This window comes from Thioalkalivibrio sp. ALE23 (assembly GCF_000378545.1).
GTDB lineage: Bacteria > Pseudomonadota > Gammaproteobacteria > Ectothiorhodospirales > Ectothiorhodospiraceae > Thioalkalivibrio.
In genome coordinates, this window is record NZ_KB900034.1 from 43,716 (window position 1) to 66,715 (window position 23,000).

Annotated in this window: 20 protein-coding genes; 10 read left to right on the plus strand and 10 right to left on the minus strand. The window is 69.2% G+C overall.

The features are described 5' to 3' along the window. Positions 1–89: 89 nt before the first annotated feature. Positions 90–524: a thioredoxin TrxC gene (gene trxC / locus F573_RS0109000; RefSeq protein WP_019022305.1), complete on the plus strand. Its 435-nt coding sequence runs from the start codon at positions 90–92 to the stop codon at positions 522–524. A gap of 11 nt (positions 525–535) precedes the next feature. Here trxC and F573_RS0109005 read toward each other — a convergent pair whose 3' ends face one another. From F573_RS0109005 to F573_RS0109020, 4 genes are all read right to left on the minus strand, one after another. Beyond that, on the minus strand, positions 536–1,498 hold the full coding sequence (locus tag F573_RS0109005; RefSeq protein ID WP_019022306.1) for an SLAC1 anion channel family protein: 963 nt from the start codon (positions 1,496–1,498) through the stop codon (positions 536–538). 81 nt (positions 1,499–1,579) lie between these two features. Next, complete coding sequence (locus F573_RS0109010; protein WP_019022307.1) at positions 1,580–2,884, minus strand: peroxiredoxin; 1,305 nt, start codon at positions 2,882–2,884, stop codon at positions 1,580–1,582. A gap of 21 nt (positions 2,885–2,905) precedes the next feature. Further along, positions 2,906–3,274, minus strand: a complete 369-nt coding sequence (locus F573_RS0109015) for a hypothetical protein (protein WP_019022308.1) — start codon at positions 3,272–3,274, stop codon at positions 2,906–2,908. Between the two features lie 79 nt (positions 3,275–3,353). Then, entirely contained in the window at positions 3,354–3,875 is a 522-nt protein-coding gene (locus F573_RS0109020; RefSeq protein ID WP_019022309.1) for a PAS domain-containing protein, read from the minus strand. Positions 3,876–4,012: 137 nt separating this feature from the next. Here F573_RS0109020 and F573_RS0109025 point away from each other — a divergent pair, with 137 nt between their 5' ends. Further along, positions 4,013–5,542 (plus strand): AAA family ATPase, encoded by a 1,530-nt coding sequence (locus F573_RS0109025; protein WP_019022310.1) that lies wholly within the window; start codon positions 4,013–4,015, stop codon positions 5,540–5,542. Positions 5,543–5,581: 39 nt separating this feature from the next. On the opposite strand, the gene F573_RS0109030 is transcribed toward F573_RS0109025, so the two are convergent. Beyond that, entirely contained in the window at positions 5,582–6,376 is a 795-nt protein-coding gene (locus tag F573_RS0109030) for a transglutaminase family protein (RefSeq protein WP_019022311.1), read from the minus strand. Positions 6,377–6,547: 171 nt separating this feature from the next. Here F573_RS0109030 and F573_RS0109035 point away from each other — a divergent pair, with 171 nt between their 5' ends. Genes F573_RS0109035 through F573_RS0109055 form a run of 5 tightly spaced genes read left to right on the plus strand, consistent with a single transcriptional unit; the run spans position 6,548 to position 11,736 of the window. Next, positions 6,548–7,624, plus strand: coding sequence for an agmatine deiminase family protein (locus F573_RS0109035; RefSeq protein ID WP_019022312.1), 1,077 nt, complete (start codon positions 6,548–6,550; stop codon positions 7,622–7,624). Continuing rightward, entirely contained in the window at positions 7,608–8,603 is a 996-nt protein-coding gene (locus tag F573_RS0109040; protein ID WP_019022313.1) for a hypothetical protein, read from the plus strand. Before F573_RS0109035 ends, F573_RS0109040 begins: the two co-directional genes overlap by 17 nt. Beyond that, complete coding sequence (locus F573_RS0109045) at positions 8,600–9,802, plus strand: glutathionylspermidine synthase family protein (protein WP_019022314.1); 1,203 nt, start codon at positions 8,600–8,602, stop codon at positions 9,800–9,802. Before F573_RS0109040 ends, F573_RS0109045 begins: the two co-directional genes overlap by 4 nt. Then, the gene (locus F573_RS0109050) at positions 9,789–10,766 is read left to right on the plus strand and encodes a hypothetical protein (RefSeq protein WP_019022315.1); all 978 of its coding nucleotides are present in this window, start codon (positions 9,789–9,791) and stop codon (positions 10,764–10,766) included. Before F573_RS0109045 ends, F573_RS0109050 begins: the two co-directional genes overlap by 14 nt. 4 nt (positions 10,767–10,770) lie before the next feature. Continuing rightward, on the plus strand, positions 10,771–11,736 hold the full coding sequence (locus F573_RS0109055; protein WP_019022316.1) for a deoxyhypusine synthase family protein: 966 nt from the start codon (positions 10,771–10,773) through the stop codon (positions 11,734–11,736). A 117-nt stretch (positions 11,737–11,853) separates the two neighbouring features. On the opposite strand, the gene F573_RS0109060 is transcribed toward F573_RS0109055, so the two are convergent. Next, positions 11,854–12,999 carry a diguanylate cyclase gene (locus F573_RS0109060; protein ID WP_019022317.1) on the minus strand — a complete coding sequence of 382 codons (1,146 nt, stop codon included), beginning with the start codon at positions 12,997–12,999 and terminating at the stop codon, positions 11,854–11,856. 133 nt (positions 13,000–13,132) lie between these two features. Between F573_RS0109060 and F573_RS0109065 the strand changes: the two genes are divergently transcribed. Continuing rightward, positions 13,133–14,200, plus strand: coding sequence for an efflux RND transporter periplasmic adaptor subunit (locus F573_RS0109065; RefSeq protein ID WP_019022318.1), 1,068 nt, complete (start codon positions 13,133–13,135; stop codon positions 14,198–14,200). Next, positions 14,197–17,355, plus strand: a complete 3,159-nt coding sequence (locus F573_RS0109070) for an efflux RND transporter permease subunit (RefSeq protein ID WP_019022319.1) — start codon at positions 14,197–14,199, stop codon at positions 17,353–17,355. The genes F573_RS0109065 and F573_RS0109070 overlap by 4 nt, the downstream gene beginning before the upstream one ends. On the opposite strand, the gene amrA is transcribed toward F573_RS0109070, so the two are convergent. Both amrA and amrB read right to left on the minus strand, forming a co-directional pair. Further along, positions 17,304–17,900 carry an AmmeMemoRadiSam system protein A gene (gene amrA, locus F573_RS0109075; RefSeq protein WP_019022320.1) on the minus strand — a complete coding sequence of 199 codons (597 nt, stop codon included), beginning with the start codon at positions 17,898–17,900 and terminating at the stop codon, positions 17,304–17,306. The two genes, F573_RS0109070 and amrA, sit on opposite strands and share 52 nt — an antisense overlap. Beyond that, positions 17,897–18,700 carry an AmmeMemoRadiSam system protein B gene (gene amrB, locus F573_RS0109080; RefSeq protein WP_026300872.1) on the minus strand — a complete coding sequence of 268 codons (804 nt, stop codon included), beginning with the start codon at positions 18,698–18,700 and terminating at the stop codon, positions 17,897–17,899. The genes amrA and amrB overlap by 4 nt, the downstream gene beginning before the upstream one ends. Positions 18,701–18,766: 66 nt before the next feature. Between amrB and amrS the strand changes: the two genes are divergently transcribed. After that, the gene (amrS, locus tag F573_RS0109085) at positions 18,767–19,879 is read left to right on the plus strand and encodes an AmmeMemoRadiSam system radical SAM enzyme (RefSeq protein WP_019022322.1); all 1,113 of its coding nucleotides are present in this window, start codon (positions 18,767–18,769) and stop codon (positions 19,877–19,879) included. A 42-nt stretch (positions 19,880–19,921) separates the two neighbouring features. Here the strand turns inward: amrS and F573_RS0109090 are convergent, their stop codons facing one another. Together F573_RS0109090 and cynS are read right to left on the minus strand one after the other, a co-directional pair. Beyond that, positions 19,922–22,351, minus strand: coding sequence for an EAL domain-containing protein (locus tag F573_RS0109090; protein WP_019022323.1), 2,430 nt, complete (start codon positions 22,349–22,351; stop codon positions 19,922–19,924). A 178-nt stretch (positions 22,352–22,529) separates the two neighbouring features. Then, positions 22,530–22,976: a cyanase gene (cynS, locus tag F573_RS0109095; RefSeq protein ID WP_019022324.1), complete on the minus strand. Its 447-nt coding sequence runs from the start codon at positions 22,974–22,976 to the stop codon at positions 22,530–22,532. Positions 22,977–23,000 lie beyond the last annotated feature (24 nt).

Sequence of the window (23,000 nt, forward strand, 5' to 3'; positions counted from 1 at the left end):
GGGAAGTGCATGGATCTGTGGTGCCCGTCCCGGTCTTTTCGGCGCCGGACTGCTATACAGAGAAGAACGCTCGGTATCTCGAAGCAAGTATGAATGAATTGCTGCATGTCGTCTGCCCGCATTGTGATTCGGTGAACCGGATTCCGTCCGGCCGCATTGCCGAGGCGCCGGGCTGTGGCCGATGCCACGGGGCGCTGTTCATCGCGCGCCCTGCGGAGCTCAACGGACACAATGTCGACCGTCACCTGGAGCGCAGCGACATCCCGGTAGTGATCGATTTCTGGGCGCCGTGGTGCGGGCCGTGCAAGATGATGGGCCCTGAATTCGAGCTCGCGGCCGCCGAGCTGGAGCCGCGGGTGCGGCTGGTGCGGATCAACACGGACGCCCAGGAAACCCTCGGCAAACGGTTCGGGATCCGGAGTATCCCGACCCTCGCCCTGTTCGAACAGGGCCGGGAGGTGGCCCGGCAGCCGGGGGCGATGCGCGCCCCCGACATCATCCGCTGGGTCCGCGACGAACTCTGACGCGTCCCGGCCTACTCGGGGCGGCAGATCTCTCCGGCGCGGGCCGCCTTCAGTGTGCGCAGCGCCAGGCCGACGATCAGGATGGTGGTCAGGGCCAGCAGGATCACGCCCAGGGTTTCCATCAGCGGCAGGGCCGCATGCCTGCCGAATTCCATGGTGGCAATGCTGAACGCCGCGACCGGGAACGAATAGGCCCACCAGGAGAGGAAGAAGGGCAGGCGGAAGAACGCCGGCAGCCGCACCAGCAGGAGCAGGAACAGGAACGCGCCGGTGTAGTAGAGGATGCGCGCGAAGGCGTCCACCTCGCCGGTCAGTTCGATCCACGCGAGAAAGCCCACCGCCGGGGGTGCCAGCAGGATGGCCAGGGTCGGCATCATGCGCTCGGGCAGCGGATCGTGGAAGATGAAGCGATAGAACACCAGCGTCATCAGCACGATCCAGAACACCAGGCCGATGCTGAAGAAGAACCACGACAGCTCGATCAGGCCGAAGGCCACGCCGGGCAGCGGGATCAGGATGTTCCCCACCACCGGAATGAACCAGGCCGGGTTGATCGACTCGATCAGCATCGGCTGGGCGCCGGTCCAGCGCGCCATCGCGACCAGTGTCAGCAGCAGATGGCCAATGATGCCGACGATCCACAGGGCCAGGGCCGCGCCTTCGGCCACCGGCAGCCACAGCATGGACAGCAGGATTACCGAGATCGAGGTGGCGGCGAAGAAGTTGAGCTTCACCGGATGGTTGAACTCCTCCTTCACCTTCTGCGGCCAGCCCTGCAGCTTCGACAGGTAGGCGATCGCGAGGAAGATGAACAGCACCGTGGTCAGTCCGGTCAGTGCCGCACTGATCGTGGACGGGCCGTCCCAGACGATTTCGCCGGTGCGCCAGGCCAGGGTCAGGCCCGCCATGCCCATCACGGTTGCGAACAGGGGTACGGGCAGGTTGGGGAGTCGTCCCTCGGTGTTTTCCGTCATGATCGTCCTCGCTTCCATTGTGGTGCCCGTATCCTAGGGAAACGCCGATCAATGTGCACGTTCGCGCCCGGCGTTTGCCGGCTACTCCTCCAGCAGGCCGCGGATCTGTTCGATGACTCCGGGCTCCATCCATTCGATGGCCCCGTACAGGGCGTAGCGCACACGCCCCTCGCGGTCGATCACGTAGCTCGTGGGGAAGGCCAGGGCGCGCCAGTCTTCCAGCGATTCCTGCTGCGGGTCGAGCAGGATGGTGAAGTCGGTCTGCACCTCGTCCTCGATGAATGCGCGGATGGTGTCTTCCGGTTCGCCCAGGTTCACCGCGAGGATGCGAAAGCCCTCGTCGCGCAGTTCGTCTTCCAGGCGCTGCATCGATGGCATCTCGTGCACGCAGGGCGGGCACCAGCTGGCCCAGAAGTTGATGAGAATGACCTCGCCGCGGTAGTCGCGCAGGTCGTGTTCCTCACCGGCCAGATCGGGACGGATCAGTTCCGGCGCGTCCGGTTGCTCTTCCACCGGATTCAGGCGGGCGTCGGTGCCCGACGGGGTGCGCACCGCGAGATCGACATCCGCCGCGGGCACGCGCGGCTCGCGTGCCGAGGGCGTGCGGGCCAGCAGGTCCATGCCGCGCAGCAGTTCGCCCGGCAGTGCCTCGCGTGCGAGGCGTTCGCCGGCGGTGGCGTCCGGCCGGAAGAAATAGCGGTCGCGCAGCTCGGGGAGCAGCCTCACGCCCACGGAACTGCCGGCATCGGCCAGCGCCGCGCGCACGCGGCCCAGGTGCTGGAACTGCGGAGACTGTACGGGCTGCAGGATAAAGACCGGCAGGTTGCTGTAGTGGACGATCGGCTGGAGCTCGGGCTCGGCGGCGTCCGCCCCGGTATGCAGGAACGGGCTGAGCATCAGCACGCCGGCGAGATCTTCCGAGCCGGGGTTCGCCTGCTGCCACTGGTGCAGCCCGGTGAGGAGCCAGGGCCAGGCGCGGTCGCTGGCGAAGACGAACACCGGGCGTTCGGTCTCCTCGCGTGCGGCGTCCAGCAGATCCGGGACGGTGGCCAGCGGCATGTCGTCGAACGACGAGGCGGCCTCCGGCAGGAAATGCCCGGTGAACGGATCCGCCAGCCAGACTTCGACGCCGCGTGCCTGCAGGGCCAGGGCCTGTTGGCGGTGCTCGTCCTGCAGGCCATGCTCGGAGGGAAACCACAGCAGGACGGGACCGTGTTCGGCAGGGTAGCGCTGCACCGGGACGGGCTCACCCCCGGCGGTGACGGTGGTGGCGGCCGGGGAATCGGCAAGGGCCGTTCCCGACCCGGTCATGCCGGCCGTCAGCAACAGCAGGCACAGCGCCGGCAGCAGCCGAAGGACGGGCAGGCGAACGCCTCGGGGCCTCATCCGGGCTTGCGGAGAGGAAGATCAGTCGGCGGGTGTGCGCTCGACGCGGTCACGCGAGCGCAGGTCGCCGGAGGTGCGCTCCAGCTCGCGATCCAGGGTCAGCACCATGGTGTCGTCGCTCTCTTCCATGGTGACCTGATCGGCATCCACGCCCGGCGGCGGGAGCTGCGGGCGGAATTCCGTGACCTCGGCCGAACCCGGCGCTTCGCTGCCCGGCCAGTCCAGTTGAGACCACTCCGCCTGGGTCACCGTGGCCACAGGGGAGTCGTAGCCCGGCGGGGCCCAGAACGCCAGCACCGCGGCGGTGGCTGCCACCAGCAGGTTGAGCGAACGGCGCCGGGCGCGCAGCTCGCGTTCCTGTTGCCGGGGATCTTCCTGGATGGCGTGCATGGATCGAGGCCTCGAAAACGTTGTTCTCACGGACTCAAACGTTACGCCGGCGGCGTCCGTGCTGCAACATACCCCCGCGCTATACGGATTTCATGACCCAGTCGGTCAGGTGCCGGAAACCGCGCTTGCGCATGGCCTTCTGGATCGCCTGATAGCCGGCCTGGACCTGTTCTTCCCTGGGATATTTCTGTTCCACGGCGAGGATGTCGGCATAGATCTTCGACCATTCCTCGACGGCCTCGCGTTTGGGGCGGATGCGTACCGAGCTGTAGCCGGTGATCTCGCCGCTGGCCGCCAGTCGCGGCGCGACGCGCGTGAACACCCAGTAATTGTCGCCATTCTTCGCGCGGTTGTTGACGAAGCCGAAGAACTCGTCGCCGCCCTGGATGATCTGCCACATCGCGTAGAAGGCGGCGCGCGGCTTGTGCGGGTGGCGCAGGATGCTGTGGGGGGCGCCGATCAGTTCCTCGCGGCTGTACTGCGAGATACGGATCATGGTGTTGTTGGCCAGATCGATGACCCCGCGGGTATCCGTACGGGACTGGATCGTGTCATGCGGTTCGAGAATGATTTCGTGCCCGGTCAGGCTGCGGTCGACCATGCTGGCCCCCTTCATCTGTTGGGTGAAAACAACCACAACCACTGGGGGGCGGTCAAACCCGCGGCGGCGCCAGCGGGTATCCGGCAGGCCTGCGGGCAGGTCTATACTGGGGCCCATTTCCGGAATCAGGAGGGGGCATGGCGGCGAAGCGAAACCCGACGGTGGACCGAGTCCTGCGCGGGCTGCGCTCACGCTATCCGATCATCTATCTGCAGGGCTGGGACGAGGACCGCATCGAGCGCCTGCTGCAGCAGGTAGCGCGCAAGTACTACGGCGAAGATGGCCGACTGCAGGTCTGGTCGGCGGCGCGCGGCTTTGCGGCACCGGAGCAGGCAGGTTCCGATGCCGCGGTGGAGGTCGACGCCGCGGTGCACGATCCCGAGGCGGCGCTAGCGCGCATCGCCGGGCATCGCGATCCGCCGCGCATGACCCTGTTCAAGGACCTGCCGGTCTGGTTCGACGAACGCCCGGGACTGGTGCGTGGCCTGCGCGATCTCTACTACGAGCTGAAGGGGACCAGCAACGTCGTGTTCGTCAGCTGCCCGCAGCTGCATCTGCCGGACATCGTCAAGAAAGAGCTCTTCCTGGTCGAGGTGGATCTGCCCGACGAGGAAGAGCTGCTGGAATTTCTCGAGGGGCGCCGCGGAGCCGAGGCCTTCCCGCGCGAACGACTGTTCCGCCTGGCCGCGGGCATGCGCGGGCTGTCGCTCAACGAGGCGGGTCATCTTGCCGCGCGGCTGATGCGCATGCAGGACGTGGACGAGGATACCCTGCTGCGCGAGGTGCAGGAGGAGAAGGGGCAAATCCTGCGCAAGGAGAGCGTGCTGCAGTTCTATCCTCCGCAGCGGTCGCTGGAGGATATCGGCGGCCTGGGCGTGCTCAAGGAGTGGGTCACCACGCGAGCCGAGCTGTTCTCGGAGAAGGCCTACGAGGACGGCGTCCCGCTGCCCGCTGGCGTGCTGTTCATGGGGGTCTCCGGCTGCGGCAAGAGCATGGCGGCCAAGGCCATCGCGGCGGCCTGGGACCTGCCGCTGGCGCGGCTGGACATGAGCCTGGTGCTTTCGGGCAGCTTCGGTACGCCGGAATACGCGTTTGCCCGGGCGACGCGCATCGCCGACGAGATCGCGCCGGTGGTACTGTGGATCGACGAGCTGGAGAACGCCTTCGGCTTCGATTCCACCGGCAGCGGCGGCAACGTGAACATCTTCTCCAGCTTCCTGACCTGGCTGCAGGAGAAATCGCCCAGGGTGTTCGTGGCGGCCACCGCCAACCGCATCGAGCTGATGCCGGCGGAGCTGATGCGCAAGGGGCGCTTTGACCAGCTGTTCTTCCTGGATCTGCCCAATGCCGACGAGCGCCGCGAGATCCTGGAGCTGCACATCCGCCGCCATGGCGGCGATCCGGGCCAGTTCGACCTGGGGTATCTGACCGCCACCACCAAGGAATGGAGCGGGGCCGAGATCGAGCAGGTTGTGCGTTCGGCGCGCATCGAGGCCTATCGCGAAGACCGCGCCTTCAACCAGAAGGACATCATCCGCGCGGCCATCAACACGGTGCCGCTGTCGAAGACCATGGTCGAGCAGATCCGCGAACTGCGGAACTGGAGCTTCAAGCGCGCGGTGAATGCTTCGAAGTCCGAGAGCAAGAAGAAACCCGCCGGTTCCTGAGCCGGTTCCCGAGGCTGGTTCCGGCCACCGGCGCCCGGGTCAGTCGGCCGGTGTCAGGGGCTCCACCGATACCTCCATGCGAGTGGGGATCGCCGGTGGCCCGAACAGGTGATAAAGCGGGACATCGGCGGCATCGCGGCCGTAGGCCAGGCGCACCCGGCCGTTGCCCGGCTGCGCCTGGGTCGGGTCGAAGGTGTGCCAGCGTCCGCCGACCCAGGCCTCGAACCAGGCGTGCAGGTCCATCGGTTCCAGCCCGTGCACGTAGCCCACGGTCAGCCGCGCGGGGATGCTGAGGCTGCGGCAGAGCGCCATGCCGAGATGGGCCAGATCGCGGCAGACGCCACTGCCCCGGTTCAGCACCTCGCTGGCGGAGATCGGTGCCGGGTCGGTTTCCGGGCAGTAGCGGATGTGCTCATGGATCCAGCGCGAGATCGCGGTCACCTGCTCGTGGCCGGGCCGTCGCCCGTCCACGATCTCCCATGCCCGGGCGCCCAGCCGGTCCGCTTCGCAGAAGCGGCTGGGCAGGAGATAGACCAGGACCTCGTCGGGCAGTTGTTCCACCGGCACGAACGGGGCGTCGGTGACGTCGATATCCTCCGGGCGGATCCGGACATCCGCGCTGACGTGCACCGCGAAGGGGCCGGCGGGCGCCATCAGCCGCTGGCACAGGTTGCCGTGACGGTCGGTGTATTCGGCGACGTGGATGTCGGGGGTGACCCGGTAGCGGTCGCTGGCCACCCATTGGTGGGCGTCGCTGTGCGGCCGCAGAAGCAGCAGCATCGGGCTGGCCACCTGCAGGTTCATCTCGAGTTCGGTGGTGACCCTCAGCCACATGATGATTCCGGCCCCTTGCCCGCGGTTGTGGTGACAGTTCGCCGCAGTGTAACCCGGGTGGCGACCTCCCGGTGGAGGGGCCCGGTAGAGGGACACACGACGCTGTGGCATGATCCCGCGTCGACGGCATGCCCTTTCGGGCTGTCGACAGGGGGAACAGGGGGAGAGGCGATGCGGGCAGTGCTGCCCACGGAAGCGGATGACGCCGAGCGTTGCGGGTGCGCCGCGCGGCGGTTCCCTGCGGAGTGGGAACCGCGGGCCGGAACGCTGCTGGCCTGGCCGTCGGCCGAGCAGGCCTGGCGCGGGCAGTACGCCGGCGTGCTGGCGGCCTTTCGCGCGCTGGTCGCCGAGTTGCGCCAGGTGGAACCCGTCTGCGTGCTGGTATCGCCCGAGGAACGCGAAGATGCGGCTGCGCTGCTGGGGGGCGAGGACGGGATCTCGCTGCGGCTGGAGCCGCTGCCGGTCAACGATATCTGGATGCGCGATGCCGGTCCCCTGTGGGTCCGCGAGGGTTCACGGATGTTGCTGGTCGACGGTGGCTTCAACGGCTGGGGCAACAAGCACCCCTGCGAACTGGATGCGCTGGTCCCGCTGCTGCTGGCGCGTCGCTGGGGGCAGCGGCGCGAGCGTCTGCCGCTGACGCTGGAGGGCGGGGCCCTGGAATCCAGCGGGGCTGGAGATCTGCTGACCACCGAATCGGTGCTGGGCGCGCCCGCGCGTGACAATCCCGACATGCCGGAGATGGAACGGGCCCTGCGCACGACCCTGGGCGTGCGGCGTGTGCACTGGCTGCCGCGTGGCCTGAGCGGGGATGATACCGACGGTCATATCGACAACCTGGCCCGTTTCGTGGCCCCGGATCGCATCGTGTCGATGCGTTCGGCGGACGGGGCGCATCCGGACGCGGCGATGCTGGAGGACATGCATCGGCGTCTGAGCGCGCTGGACCTGGTGACCGGCCCGCCCGAGGTCGTGAGTCTGCCGGCCCCCGTGGTGCAGGGTCCCGATGATGAATGCCTGCCGGCGAGTTACGCCAATTTCTACATCGCCCCCGGGCGCGTGATCGTGCCGCAGTTCGGCGTGCCCGAGGATGCGGTCGCGCTGGGAGTGCTGGCCGACTGCCTGCCGGGCCACCGGCCGGTGGGGCTGGATGCCCGCGCGCTGGTGCATCTGGGCGGTGCCTTTCATTGTCTGGCCCAGCCGCTGGGCGTGTTTCCGGATGGGGCGCGAGATGTACACGGATCATAAAGTCTATCTGTTGCAGAAGATGGTCGGGCCCCTGATGATCGGGGTGTGGGTCGGCGCCCTGTCCGCGGTCTTTTTTTATGAGGCCGACATCTTCTGGCCGGACACCGGTGTGGTGTTCGGGATGGCGCTGGTCATTTCCTTCTTTGGCCTGCTCTGGAACCGTGCCTCGCGCCTGCACCCGTTGTATCGGCGGGGCAATGCGGCGATCGGCGCGGTGCGTCTCGGGATCATCCTCGGTTTTTCCTGGTGCCTGTGGGTGCTGGTGCATCACGCCGACCCGACCATCCAGGGGTTCTGGTTCGTGCTCTACGCCCTGATGGCGTTCGCCGCGATCAAAGTCTTCGGCCAGGTGGCCGGGCAGCTGTTCGGCCCGCGCCTGCAGGTGGACGTGTTCGAGCGTGGCAATCTCGCCGCCGGGGTCTTCCTCGGTGCGTTCGTGCTGGCGACCGGGATGATCTTCGGCGGCGCGAGCTGGGGCGATCTGGAGGCCGGCGGGCTGGAGTACGGCTGGATTTTCGAGGTCCTGCCGGGCTACGAGGATGGCTGGTGGATCACCCCGTGGTTCTTCGGCATGGGCTGGCTGATCCTGGTCGTCACGCTGGGGCTGTGGATCCGGCGGGAGAAGACCGACTTCTACCGCCGCGTGGTGCGTGACCGCAACATGGAGGATGCGAAGGCGGCCGCCTATTTCATGATCGCCTGCGCCATCACTCTGACCTACGCGGTGCACGGCGACTATCGCGGATTCGGTGATGCGCTGATCGGCTTCAGCGTGATCGCGCTGCCGGTGCTGGGCCACGAGGTGATGCGCCCGCCCGCGCCGTTCCATACCGGTAATCAGGCCGGTGATCAAACCGGAGACGAGGGCGTGCCGGCGGTCCGGTCGCGCGATCGCGAGGGCGTGGTCTACATCCTGCTGGCGCTGGGCGGGGTCGTGCTGGCCCCGCTGGTCTCGACCCTGCTGGGACTGCGCGGGTGAGGACCGAGCCCTGGCCGCTGGAGCCGCCGCAGGCGAGCCGCCTGCTGGATCGGCTGTCGCTGCAGCTGGGCAAGTGGGACATGCACCAGGCCGGTGATCCCACGGTGCTGCCGGATTTTCTGGTGCTGGGCGCCGAAGAGCACCGGGCGCTGGTGCGGCGTGCGCGGACCGCCTGGGCGGCACAGTGCGAGATGGAGGAGGCGGTGCGCGCGCAGCCTGCCTGTCTCGAGGCGGTGGGCGTGCCGGCCGAACTGTGCGAGGTCGTGGCCACGGCGCCCGCGCCCGGACCGCGGCTGACGCGCTGCGACTTCCACTGGAGCACCGACGAATGCTGGCGGATCAGCGAGTTCAACCAGGACGTGCCCGGCGGGCTGGCCGAGACCGCGGAGCTGGACGCCACCGTTGCCGCGGCCACGGGCGTGCGCGGGATGCGGCCGGCCGGGGATCTGGCCGCCGCGATCACTGCCGCGCTGGCGCCGTGGCCGTGTATCGGCCTGGTCCACGCAACCGCCTGGTCGGTGGATCTGCAGCAGGTCGCCGCGGTGGCGCGGTGGCTGGAGGCGGCCGGGCATGCGACGGTCATCGGCTCGCCGGCCAATCTGCAGTGGCGGGATGGTCGTCCGCACCTGTTCGATCGGCCGGTGGATGCGCTGTTCCGGCATTACCCCGCGGAATGGATCCCCGGGCTGCCCGACCCGCAGGCGTGGCTGAGGGTTGCGCAGGAGGTGCCCTGCATGAACCCGCTGACCGCCGTGGTGGCGGAGAGCAAGCGCTTTCACGCGGCCCCGGCCGAACATGCGCTGGGCCTGTCCGAGGACACGCTGGCCACGCTGGCGCGTGACTTCACCCGTTCGTGCTATCCCCGGGCGGAGGGGCGTGACGCCTGGCTGGCCGAGCGCGAGGAATGGGTGCTGAAACGCAGCTACGGACGCATGGGCGAGGGCATCCGGATCGGCGCCGCGCTGTCGGCGCAGGCCTGGGAAGAGGCCCTGGATACCGCGCTGCAGGACCCGCAGGGCTTCGTCCTGCAGGAATTCTTCGAACCCGCACCGCTGTGGTTTTCCCATGGCATGGGCTACCCGGTGGTGGGGGTCTTTCTCGTGGACGGCGAATTCGCCGGGTATCACACCCGGGTCAGCCGCCACCCCGTCATCCGGCACGATGCGAATTATGTCCCAACGATGGTTGAAACTGCTTGAGCGCCTCGCATCCCCGCTGGGGGCCGGCACCGAAGACCCCGATGCCGCACCGCCGGTGGAGGGGCAGACGGTCTCCGAAGACTGGCGTGACTACATGCACCATGAACGGCTGTACCGCCTGTACGGGCCGCATCCGGAGGGGCCGTGGCGGCCGTATCACTGCCCGACGCTGTTTGCCGGGATCGATCGCCTCAAGCTGCAGCCACACGAGCAGCAGCTGCACGAGCGGATTGCCGCCGAGCGTCCCCCGGGCACCTGGGACTGGCTGCGTCCGGATACCCTGACGGTGGTGGACCTGCCGGGCGGTCTGAGCGTGCAGATGGCGGCGACGCTGTTTGCCGAAGGGACCTGTCAGCTGATCGCGACCTTTGATCACTGGCCGCGGGCCAACTCCGAGCCCGCGGGCATGATACGCCGGCTGGACGCGGAACCCACGGCCGCGCCGCCGCACGCGGGGGATCCCCGCATCATGGTCGACTCGCGTGAAGTCGTGAACGCGATGGTGACCATGGCGCCGCGGGTGGCGGCGCGCTGGGCGCGCGGCGTGCCCGCGGACGCGCCGCCGGTGTGGGTCTGCGATGCGCGACGACTGACGCACGCGGAGCCGGAGGCGGGCGATTACGACAACCGCTATTTCATCGATGACTCCATCCTCCCCGGGCCGGAGCGCCTGCGTTCCGCCGGTATCGCGCGGGTCGTGCACGTGGCCGCGGACGCCGACGCCACGCCCGAGGACGATCTGGCCAACTGGCTGCACGAGCTCTACACCGCCGGCTTCGACACCGCCCGCATGACCCTGGGCGACCCCGAGACCTGGGTGATCCCGATGCCGATCATCCCGGCGCCGGGCGGGTCCATCGCCGGCCGGGTGAACAACCGCTCCGATCGCGGGGGCTTCGGCCAGACCATCTCCGAGCGGGGCAGCTCGGGCGGCGTCTACTCGGGCGCCGGGGCCGGGGGCTGAGCGGATGCAGGTCGCGGAGTTCATCGAACGCCATTACGGGCATTTCAACGCCCGCGAGCTGCGCGCCGCCGCGCGCGCCTGGCGCGACCACGCCGACGCCGGCGGGCGCATGTTCCTGTCGATGTCGGGAGCGATGTCCACCGCCGGGTTCGGTCGCATCCTCGCGCGCGCGATCCGCGCCGGCCTGATCCACGGGATCGCCTGCACGGGCGCGAATCTCGAGGAGGACGCCTTTCGCCTGATCGGCGCCGACACCTACGAGACCCTGCCGGACTGGCGCACCCTGGGGCCGCAGCGCGAGGCCGAACTGTACGCCCGCGGGGTCAGCCGGGTGACGGACACCGGGATCCCCGAGACGGCGATGCAGCCGATAGAATCGCTGCTGATCCGGCGCTGGGAGGCGGCGGCGCGATCCGGGCGCCAGGCCTCGCCCGCCGATTTCCTGCAGGACGTACTGCACGATGCGTGGCTGCGCGAACATTTCATCGAGCCCGAGGCCAGCTGGCTGCTGGCGGCTGCGGAACACGCGGTCCCGATCTGGACCCCCGGCTGGGAGGATTCCTCCACCGGCAATGCCTTCTCCGCCGCGGTCATGCGCGGCGACGTGGCCCGTCATGACTGCGTGGAGCCGGGCACCGCGCAGATGAACCGGCTGGTGCGCTGGTATCTGGAGAACTGCGACCCGGCCCCCGGGATCGGTTATTTCCAGATCGGCGGCGGGATCCCCGGCGACTTCGCGATCTGCGTGGTGCCGCTGATCACCCGCGAGCTGGGACTGGAAGATACCCCGACCTGGGGCTATTTCTGTCAGGTCACCGATGCCGAGACCACCTATGGCGGCTATTCCGGTGCGCCCCCGGACGAGAAGATCACCTGGGGCAAGCTGCGCCCCGGGACCCCGCGCTTCGATATCCACTCCGACGCGACCATCGTCGCGCCACTGATCCTGGCCTACATGCTGGAGGACTGACCTTACTGTCGGAGGAATATGCCTTGGTGTGGTTCGGCGAAGAGCCCGAAGGCGACGCGGCCGGCGCCGAATAGCGAACGGGACGGCGTCCAGCATGCGCCGCTCGCGGGAATGCGTTCAGGTGGTCGTGCGCGGGGTCGTGCCGGAGTCCGGGCCCGGTAGCGGGTCGGGCGGGGGAACGACGCGGTTGCGGCCCGCGGCCTTGCCGGCGTAGAGCTGACGGTCGGCGCGGGCGAGGAGAGATTCGCGGTCGTCTTCCGGGGTGAATTCGGCCACGCCCAGGGTGGCCGTGATGCCGAGGCCCGCCACGGGCTCCTCGGCCAGGGCCCGCCGGCAGCGCTCGGCCAGCGCCGTGGCCTCCCGCAGGTCGATGCCGAGGGCGACCACCAGGAGTTCCTCGCCGCCCCAGCGGGCGGTCAGGTCGCTGTCGCGCACGCGCGCCTGCAGCCGGGCGGTGACCTCGCGCAGCACCCGATCGCCATTGGCATGGCCGTGGGTGTCGTTCACGTCCTTGAAATGGTCGAGATCGGCGATGATCACGCTCATTGGCTGCCCGTAGCGGCGCGCATAAGCAATCTCGCGTTCCAGACCGGCCTCGGCGGCGCGGCGGTTGGCCAGGCCGGTGAGCGGATCGGTGGTCGCCCAGTCGTGCAGGATCTCGGCGCGCAGCAGGGCGCGCTGCAGCTGGTCGCGCATCCCGGCGACCGCGGCCAGCAGGGCCAGCAGCAGGCCGAGGAACACATGTACGCGCACCAGGTACATCAGGGTCTCGGCCGCGGGCGGGGCGGCTGCCATGTATTCCCGCAGGACCCCGGTGACCGTCAGCAGGATCGAGATCCCGAGGATGGCGAGCCCGGCGATCACCCCGCGGCGCCGGTCGAGCATCACGAAGGCGCCGGCGACCAGCAGTCCCACGGCCCAGAAGTGGCCGCCGACCAGCACCATCAGTTGCTGCTCGATCCCGGCGGCGAAGTGCATGTGCCAGGCCAGCCGCCCGAGGATCAGCGCGGAGGCGACCAGTACCATCAGCCCTTCGATGTGTTCCAGCGTCAGCCATTGCCGCCACAGCACCACCAGCAGCCCGGCGAGGGCAGCCGCGAACGGCGGATAGACCCGGGTCAGGAAGGGATCGTCGGGACCGCGGAACCACCAGCTGAGAAGGGTGATCGTGATCCCGCCGACAAGCACCAGGGCATACACCAGGCGCTTGCGGGCCCGGAGTTCGCGGATCTCGGTGCTGGATTCGTCCGGTTGTTCGGTCATCGGGCTTCGGTCGCGTGCGGGCACGGGGCCCGTTGCCGGGGTCCCGGCCGACAGGTGGCGGCCGCCCCGTTTATAGTGATGGGTTATAGTGACATTTCGAACGCGGGCGGGCCATGGCGAGAGGTGACCCTTGATGGCGGGATACGGACGGTGGATCGCGGCCGGGGGTATCGTGCTCCTGGCGGTGGCCTGGATCGCCTCGGGTGTGCTGACCCGCGAGCCGCCGGCGGAGCCGGAGCCCCGTGCGGCGCAGCCGATGGCGGTGGCGGTGGAAACCCGGGCGGCCGAACCGGTGGAGCGGATCCTGGTCCTGCAGGGACAGGTGGAACCCGACCAGCGGGTGCGGGTGCGCGCCGAGACCGCCGGGCAGGTGGCCGAATGGGCGGTGACACGGGGGGCCGAGGTGGTAGCGGAGGACCTGCTGGCCCGTCTGCGCATCGACGACCGCGAGGCACAGCGTCGCCAGGCCATTGCGCGCGAACGCGGCGCCGAGAGCGACTTCGAGGCGACCCGTCGTCTGCATCAGCAGGGGCACGCCTCGCGCACCGAGCTGGATGCGCGCGAGGCCGAGCTGGAGGCGGCGCGTGCCGCGCGTGAGGCGGCCGAGCTGGATCTGCGCAACACGCGCATCCGCGCGCCGCTGGCAGGTATCGTGCATCAGCGGCTGGCGGAACCGGGGGATTTCGTCGGCCGCGGTGACCCGGTGGCCGAGATCATCGACAACGACCCTTTGCTGGCGGTGGTGCAGGTGCCGCAGCACCAGATCGGGCGGGTCGAACGCGGGCAGACGGCGCGCATCCGCTTCCTCGACGGGCGCACCGCGGAGGGCGAGGTGCGCTTCGTCGCGCGCGTGGCCGAGCCGGGCACCCGCACCTTCCGCCTCGAGGTCGAGGTCCCCAATCCCGATGGCGCGTTGCCGTCGGGCCTCAGCGCCGGTGTGGAGATCCCCACCGACATCGTCCGCGCCCATCGCGTGTCGCCGGCGGTCATGTCCCTGGGCGATGACGGTCGCGTCGGGGTGAAGACCGTGGACGATGCCGATCGGGTGGCCTTCCACCCGGTGGAAGTCGTGCGGACCGCGGCGGATGGCGTGTGGGTGACCGGTCTTCCGGACGAGGCCCGGGTCATCACCGTGGGGCAGGGCTTCGTGACCGAGGGCGAGCGGGTGCGTCCGCAGGCGGCCGGGGAGACCGAGCGGTGAATGCGCTGATCGCCTGGGCGGTGGCACATGCCCGGACGGTCCTGCTGTTCCTGCTGCTGATCCTGGTCACCGGGTCCATGGCCTGGGTGGTGGCGCCCAAGGAGGCCGCCCCGGAGATCGACATCCCGATCTTCTTCGTCTCCGTGCCCTACCCCGGGGTTTCGCCGGAGGATGCCGAGCGCCTGATGGTGCAGCCGCTGGAGCGGGAGCTGCAGGGGCTGCCGGGCGTGGACGAGATGCAGTCCTGGGCCGGCGAGGGCTTTGCCCTGCTGCGCATCGATTTCGAACCCGGCTGGGACAACCGCCAGGCTCTGTCGGATCTGCGCGAGGAGGTCGATCTGGTTCGTCCGGAGCTGCCGGACGGGGCCGAGGAGCCGTCGGTGTCCGAGGTGGACCTGTCGCTGTTTCCGGTGGTGACGGTGAATCTCTCGGGGCCGCTGGAGGAGCGCACGCTGGTGCGTCTGGCGCGTGAGCTGCGCGACCGCGTGGAGGCGCTGCCGGGCGTGCTGGAGGCGGACATCGGCGGCGATCGCGAGGAGCAGATGGAGGTGCTGGTCGATCCGCTGGTGCTGGAGACCTACGAGCTGTCCTTCGGCGATCTGAGTCGCGCGATCGAACGCAATAACCGGCTGGTGGCCGCCGGCGCGGTGGACACCGGGGTTGGACGCATCCCGTTGCGGGTGCCGGGCACCATTGACGACATCGATGACGTGCTGGACACCGCGGTGCGGGTGGAGAACGACACCGTGGTGCGCGTGCGCGACGTGGCCGAGGTGCGCCGCAGTTATCGGGATCCGGAGGGCTTCACCCGCATCGACGGGCAGCCGTCGGTGTCGCTGGAGATCCGCAAGCAGACGGACGCCAATATCCTCGAAGTGGTGGCGGCCGCGCGCGCGACCATCGAGGCCTCGCGCGCCGAATGGCCCGACTCGCTGGAGGTGACGTATACCCAGGATCAGGCGAAGGACGTCGCCGATCTGCTGGGTGATCTGGAGAACAACGTGATCACCGCGGTGCTGATCGTGGCCCTGGTGATCCTGGTGATGATGGGCGCGCGCGCCGCGCTGCTGGTGGGGCTGGCGATCCCCGGGGCCTTCCTCGGCGGGATCCTGGCCATTCATCTGCTGGGCTTCACGCTCAACATCGTCGTGCTGTTCGCGCTGATCCTGGTGGTGGGGATGCTGGTGGACGGCGCGGTGGTGGTCGTGGAACTGGCGGACCGCTATATCGCCGAGGGGCGCGGGCGGGTCGAGGCCTTCCGCGCCGCGGCCCAGCGCATGGCCTGGCCGATCACGGCCGCCATCGCGACCACTCTGGCGGTGTTCGCGCCGATGCTGTTCTGGCCGGGGATGGTGGGCGAGTTCATCGTCTATCTGCCGGCCACGGTGATCGTGACCCTGATCGCCTCTCTGGCGATGGCGCTGGTGTTCATCCCGGTGCTGGGTTCGGTGATCGGCCCGTCGCGGCCGATCAACGCGGAACAGACGCGTTTCGTGCGCGCGGCGGAGGAGGGCCGCTTCGCCGAACTGCACGGCATCACCGCCCGGTACATTCGGATCCTGCGGCCGCTGGTGGACCGGCCGGGGCTGACCCTGGCGGCCACGGTCGGGTTGCTGGTCCTCGCCTACGCCGCCTATGCGAGTTTCGGTCGCGGGGTGGAGTTCTTCCCGTCGATCGAGCCGGAGAACGTCCAGGTCCAGGTGCAGGCGCGCGGCGATCTTTCGGTGCGCGAGGCGGACGCGCTGGTGCGCCAGGTGGAGGGTCGCCTGATGGCCTCCCCCGAGGTGAAACACGCCTATGCCCGCACCCTCGGGACCCAGCTCGCGCGTCTGCAGGGCGATTATCCGGAGGACGTGGTCGGGGTCATCCAGCTGGAGCTGACCCACTGGCGCACCCGCCCGCCGGCGGAGGCGGTCATCGCCGAATTGCGCGAGCGCACCGCGGATCTGCCCGGACTGCGGCTGCAGTTCCGGGCGCAGGAACACGGCCCGGGCGAGGGCCGGCCGATCCGCATCGTCGCCTCCGGCGAGCAGCCCGGGCGCATCCCGCCGGTGATCCGCGAGATCCGCGCGCAGATGGACGAACTGGGGGGCTTCGAGGACATCGGCGACGACTTGCCGCTGCCCGGGGTGGAGCTGGAGGTGCGCTTCGACCGCGAGCAGGCGGCGCGTTTCGGTGTGGACGTGCCGCTGCTGGGGGACGGCGTGCAGCTGCTGACCGACGGGATCCTGCTGGGGAGCTGGCGCCCCGATTTCACCGACGAGGAGGTGGACATCCGCCTGCGGCTGCCGGCCGAGCAGCGCCACCTGCAGCAGCTCGCCAATCTCAACCTGCCGGCGCCGGGCGGGCTGGTGCCGCTGGCGAATTTCGCCGAGCTGGTGCCGGTCCCGGCCACCGGGCTGATCAAGCGCCTCGACGGCCAGCGCGCCTACACCATCGAGGCGGATGCCGCGCCCGGTTACCTGGTGGACGAACGGGTGCGCGCGCTGCAGGCACGGCTGGACACCCTCGAGCTGGATGACGCGGTGGAAATCCGGTTCCGCGGCGAGGCCGAGGAGCAGGAGGAGGCCGCGCGCTTCCTGCTGGGGGCCTTCGCGATGTCGCTGTTCCTGATGCTGGCGATGATGGTCACCCAGTTCAACCGGTTCTCCCAGGCGCTGCTGGTGATGTCGGCGATCGTGTTCTCCACCGCGGGAGTTCTGCTGGCGCTGCTGGCGCGGGGTGAGCCGTTCGGCATCGTGATGAGCGGGATCGGCGTGCTGGCGCTGGCGGGGATCGTGGTCAACAACAACATCGTGCTGATCGACAACTACAACGAACAGCGCGGTCGCGGCCTGACGGCGCACGAGGCGGCCCTGCGGGCGGCGGCGCAGCGCATGCGGCCGGTACTTTTGACCGCGATCACCACCATCCTCGGCCTGCTGCCGATGGTGCTGGGCTGGACCGTGGATTTCGCCGGCCGGGATTTCTACATCGGTGCACCGGTGACGGGCTTCTGGATCCAGCTGGCAACGGCGATCGCCGGCGGGCTGCTGTTCGCGACCCCGCTGACCCTGCTGTTCACCCCGGCGATGCTGGTGCTGCTGGATCGCATGCGCGGGCGCTATGAGTCATTGCGCGTATCCATGCGTCCGGGGAACTCCAGCGAGCCGTAGCGCCAGGCCTGCAGGCCCTCGGGCCACGGATGGCGCGGCAAGCCGGCCTTGCGCAGCAGGGCGTCGACGAAGGCCTCCGCATCGGGCAGGGATTCCCAGACCGCCGGGAGGAAGGTGGCGCGCCGCGGCCCCGCCTGCAGGATCAGCCCGTCCTCGCGCGGGCGCAGCCGGTCCAGCAGGGTGTGGCGACTGGTGGCCTCCAGTGGCTCGGACGGCCCCAGCAGGGTCACCGAGTACTCCAGTCCTGCCAGTTCGGGCGCGGTTAGTGGCGGGAAGCGCGGGTCGCGGGTGGCCGCGGCGACTGCGTTGTGCAGCACGTCTTCCGCCAGCGGACGGCGCGCCTCCAGCGAGCCGATGCAGCCACGCAGTTCGCCCCCGCACTTGAGGGTTACGAAGCTGGCCCCGGGGGCATTCAGGGGCGCGGGTTCCGCCTTCGCGAGGAGCTCGGGCGCGGGGCCGTCACCGGCGGCGTGGCGGATGGCGTCGCGGGCCAGTCCGGTCAGCCGTTCACGCGCCGGAGTATCGGGTTCGAACGGGACCGTCATTGCAGGGCCCAGGCGCCGTAACCCACCACCTGGTCGCGCGGGCCGGCGGTATCCGCCGAGGTGCGCCGGTCGAGGGTGGTAATGCCCAGTCCGCGGCGTCGCGCGGCCCGCAGCAGTCCGGCCAGCGGGCGGCAGCCGCAGGCGTCTTCCGGCCCCAGCGCGGTGTCATCCATGCGCTCGATGACCTGCTGGGTCGCCGCATCCAGGCGCTGCGCGGTGGCCTCGTCGTGGAAATGCGACAGGTCCGAGCTCACCACCACCAGGGTCTCCGGGTCGTCCCACAGCCGGTCGAGCACCGCCTCGACCTGGTCCGGGGACGCATCGCCGACGACCAGCGGGACCAGGCGGAAGTCCTCGAGGGCCACCTGCAGGAACGGCAGCTGGGCCTCCAGGCTGTGCTCCGGGCCGTGGGCGGCGTCCAGGCACTGCACGCCGGGCAGACCGGCGAGGGCATCCACGGCCTCGCGGTCCACGGGGATGTCGCCCAGCGGGCTGCGGTAGTACGCGCTGTCGGTGGTGGCGATTCCGCGAAAAGGCACGCGGTGCGAGGGCCCGAGCAGGACCACCCGCCGGATGCGGCCGGCCAGCGGACGCACCCGGGCGTAGGCTGCCGCCGCGACCGGCCCGGAGAACGGGAAACCGGCATGCGGGGCGACGATCGCCCGGGGCGCCGGGGCATCTGCCTCCGGCGACGCCACCTCGGCGAGAAAGCCCTCCACCATCTGCCGCAGGGTGGCGGCATCGGCGGGGTAGAAGCGCCCGGCGACGGCGGGTTCGCGGATGGCGGCGGTGGCGGACATGTCGGGCTCCACAATATCGGGACTCATGGCTTGAATTGTGGGACCTCGGGGGCCACATTCAAGAGTATGAGCCGTACGACCGACACTCCGCAGCACGACGCCTTCACGGTGTCCACGCGCTACTGGCACGCCCTCGACGACGGCCGTGTGCAGTGCGACCTGTGTCCGCGTTTCTGCAAGCTGAAGGAAGGGCAGCGCGGCGCCTGTTTCGTGCGTGCCCGGCTGGACGACGAGGTCGTGCTGACCAGCTACGGCCGCTCTTCCGGTTATTGCGTGGATCCGATCGAGAAGAAGCCGTTGAACCATTTCCTGCCGGGGACACCGGTGCTGTCGTTCGGGACCGCCGGCTGCAACCTGGCCTGCAAGTTCTGCCAGAACTGGGACATCAGCAAGTCGCGCGAGGTCGATACCCTCGCCGACCGGGCGGATCCGGAGACCATCGCGCGGGCGGCCGAGGAGCTGGAATGCCGCTCGGTGGCGTTCACCTACAACGACCCGGTCATCTTCCACGAATACGCGATCGACGTGGCGGCGGCCTGCCGTGCGCGCGGGATCCGCACGGTGGCGGTCACCGCGGGCTACATCACCGAGGCCGCGCGCGGCGAGTTCTTCTCCGCGATGGATGCGGCCAACGTGGATCTCAAGGCGTTTACCGAGCGCTTCTACCACCGCCTGACCGGGGCGCATCTGCAGCCGGTGCTGGATACCCTGGAGTGGCTGGTGCACGAGACCGATGTGTGGACCGAGATCACCACCCTGCTGATCCCCGGAGAGAACGACAGCGATCCCGAGATCGTGGCGATGGCCGACTGGGTGTATCAGCACCTGGGTCCGGACGTGCCCATGCACTTCACCGCGTTCCACCCCGACTTCCGCATGACCGACTACCCGCGCACGCCGCCGGAGACCCTGCAACGGGCGCGCAACATCGCTCGCGAGCGGGGGCTGCATCACGTGTATACGGGGAACGTGCACGACCGCGAGGGCCAGAGCACCTGGTGTCCGTCCTGTGGCCGGCGGTTGATCGGTCGCGACTGGTACCGGCTGTCGGACTGGAACCTCACCGCCGATGGCTGCTGCAATGCCTGCGGGGCGGCCGTTGCCGGGGTGTTCGAGGCGCGGCCGGGGGACTGGGGGCCGCGTCGCCAGCCGGTGCATCTGGCGGATTTTGCCCGCTGACCGGCGCCGGCCTGCGCCCCGGCGAGTCCCTCGGCGATTCCCTCAGCGCGGGACGCCGGCGGCGGCCACCCCGCCCTCGCAGTCTTCCAGCAGCTGCGGCAGTTCCTCCGCCGGGACCGGCGGGCTGCACAGAAAACCCTGCCAGGCGTCGCAGTAGCGGGTCTTGAGGAAGCTGCGCTGGTCTTCGGTCTCGACCCCTTCCGCCTGCACTTCCAGCCCCAGGTTGTGGGCCATGTTGATGATGGTCACGGTCAGTTCGGCATCGTTGGGGTCGTGCGGCAGATCCTGGACGAAGGCCCGGTCGATCTTGAGCCAGTCGATGTTGAAGCGCTTGAGGTAGGCCAGCGAGGAATACCCGGTGCCGAAGTCGTCGATGGCCAGCGCCACGCCCAGGCCCTTGAGCTGCAGCAGGACCTCGCGCGAGCCCTCGGCCTGGATCAGGGTGGTTTCGGTCATCTCCAGCACCAGACGCCCGGGGTCCATCCCGGTGGAATCCAGCACCTCGCGCACGCGCGCGACCAGTGCGGGGTCGTTCATCTGGTGGGCCGAGAGGTTCACCGCCAGCGACAGCTCCGGCAGGCCCTGCCGGTCCCATTCCACCACCTGGCGGCAGGCCTCGCGCAGGACGAACTCGCCCAGCGGGCTGATCAGGCCGGTTTCTTCGGCCACCGGGATGAAGCGTCCGGGCGAGATCAGCCCCTTGTCCGGGTCGCGCCAGCGTACCAGCGCCTCGACCCCGGACACGCGGCGTTCGCGCAGGTCGATCTGCGGCTGGTAGAACACCTCGAGATGGCCGTTCTTCAGGGCCTCGCGCAGATGATTTTCGGTCTCCAGGCGCTCGCTGGCGGCGGCGGTGAGGTCCTCGCTGTAGAAGCTGTAGGTGTTGCGGCCCTGGGCCTTGGCGCGGTACATGGCCGCGTCCGCCTGGGTGATCAGGGCCTCGGGCGACCCGCCGTTATCGGGGAACAGGGTGATCCCCAGCGAGCCTCCGACCTGCAGCGAGCGCCACCCGCCCACCGCGAAGGGTTCGGCGATCACCGCCAGGATCTCCCGGGCCCGCTCCTCGAGGGCCTCCAGCGATTCGACATCGTCCAGCAGGACGATGAACTCGTCGCCGCCCAGGCGGGCGATGGTGTTGGCTCGTACCCGATCCTTGAGCCTGTCGGCGAGGATCTTCAGGAGTTCGTCGCCGACCTGGTGGCCGAGGCTGTCGTTGATGGTCTTGAAACGGTCGAGGTCCAGGAACAGGATCGCGACCCGCCCGCCATCTTCGGCACTGGTGTTGATCGCCGAACGCATGCGCTGGGTCAGCAGCACCCGGTTGGGCAGGTCGGTCAGCGGGTCGTGGCTGGCGCGATGCGCCAGCTCCGCCTCGTGCCGGCGCAGGCGGGTCTCGGCCTCGCGGCGCTGCTGCACCTCGCGCCCGAGGTCGCGGTTGATCCGGTGGTAGCGCATGGTCGCTGCGGCCATCAGCGCCAGCAGCCCCAGCAGCAAGGCGATGGTGACCGCCGGGTTCTCGCGCCAGTAGAGCAGCGGGTCCAGGGCCGGGTTACGTTCGTAGGGCGGGGCGCCCAGGCGTTCCAGCAGGTCATGTGCCGGGGCGTAGGACAGCGGTGCGGCCCAGCCGAAATATTCGCCGGTCCGGCTTGCCGGGTGACCCTCCGGCATTTCCAGCAGGGCCACGGTCACCGCGTTGGCCAGGGCTTCGTCGGCATGTTCCATGCGCGAGAACGGCCATTCCGGGAACAGGCGGGTGGTGTGCTCGAACGGAAAGCCGGGGGTGTCGCGCGGTTCCAGCACCCGCAGCTCGCCGGGTTCGAACGCCCCGGCCCCGGCCATGCGGTCGAGCACGCCGGTGCGGACCGTGCCGGCGTCCGCGCGGCCGTCGAGCACGGCCTCGACCACGCGGTCATGCGGCATGTCGGTGAAAGTCAGTTCGGCGAGATCCTCGCGCGGATCCACGCCGGCATCCAGCAGGGCCTCGTGCCCGGCATGCCAGCCACCCAGCGAGCCCTCCTGTACCGCAAACAGGTGCTGGCCGGCGATGTCCTCCAGCGCGGTGATGTCGTCGCGGTCGGCGCGCGTGAAGATGACGCCGCCGAACAGCCGGACCGGTTCGCCTTCGTGTGACGCGATCAGTGTGGTCAGGCGGCTGATGCCGTGGGCGTATTCCAGCTGGACGTAGTGCCCGGTATTGGTGAGAACGAAATCGATCTCTTCCCCCGCAACCGCGTCTTCCAGCTCGGGGAAGTTCATCGCCCGCATGCGGAAGCGGGCGTCGAAATCCTCGCCAAGGCGTTCGGTCAGGTAGTCCGCGGTCGGTTGCCAGCGGGCCTCCGCTGCGCTTGCCTCGCGCACTGCGAGCACACCGATGTCCACTGTCGTGGCCCCATCCGGAGCGCCGGCGACCGCGCCCGGGAGGGACGGGAGCAGCATCACGGCCAGGACAAGGATGCGGGGCAGCCATTGCATGCCGGTCAGCCTACTACGAACCGGGCGGTGGATGCTCGTTCGTGCAGACAAGGGTTTGATTCGGGAACCTTTCGTTCCCGCGAGGGGCAGGGAAATGCAGGGAGGGCAGGGAGGAAAGGCCGCCAGAGCCCCGCCCGTGCCATGACCACGGGCGGGCAAGGGGGCGAGTGGCCGGTGTTCACCAGCTCTTGTAGGGCAGGAACTTGCCGTTCCAGGTGATCTTCACCCGGTCACCCTTCGGGTCCTCGACCTTGTCGATGTCCATGGTGAAGTCGATGGCGCTCATGATGCCGTCGCCGAACTTCTCGTGGATCAGCGCCTTCATGGTGTCACCGTACACGTTGATCGCCTCGTAGAAGCGGTAGATCACCGGGTCGGTGGGGATGGTCTTGTCCCAGTGCTTGTGCGGGAACGCCTGCAGGGCCTTCGACACGTCGGGCCCGAGATCGAGAAACGCGGTGAGCCGGTCGGCCGCCTCGGTGTCGAGATGATTCATGCCGTAGCAGGCCGAGGTCACGTAGACCTCGTGCAGGCCGGTGGCCTCGGCGATGCCGGCCCAGGTCGCGGACCGGCCCTCCTTGGCTTCGAGGATGGTGGCGGTCATTTCGGTCTTGCTCATGGACATGGAAGTCTCCTGGATGGGGTCGGT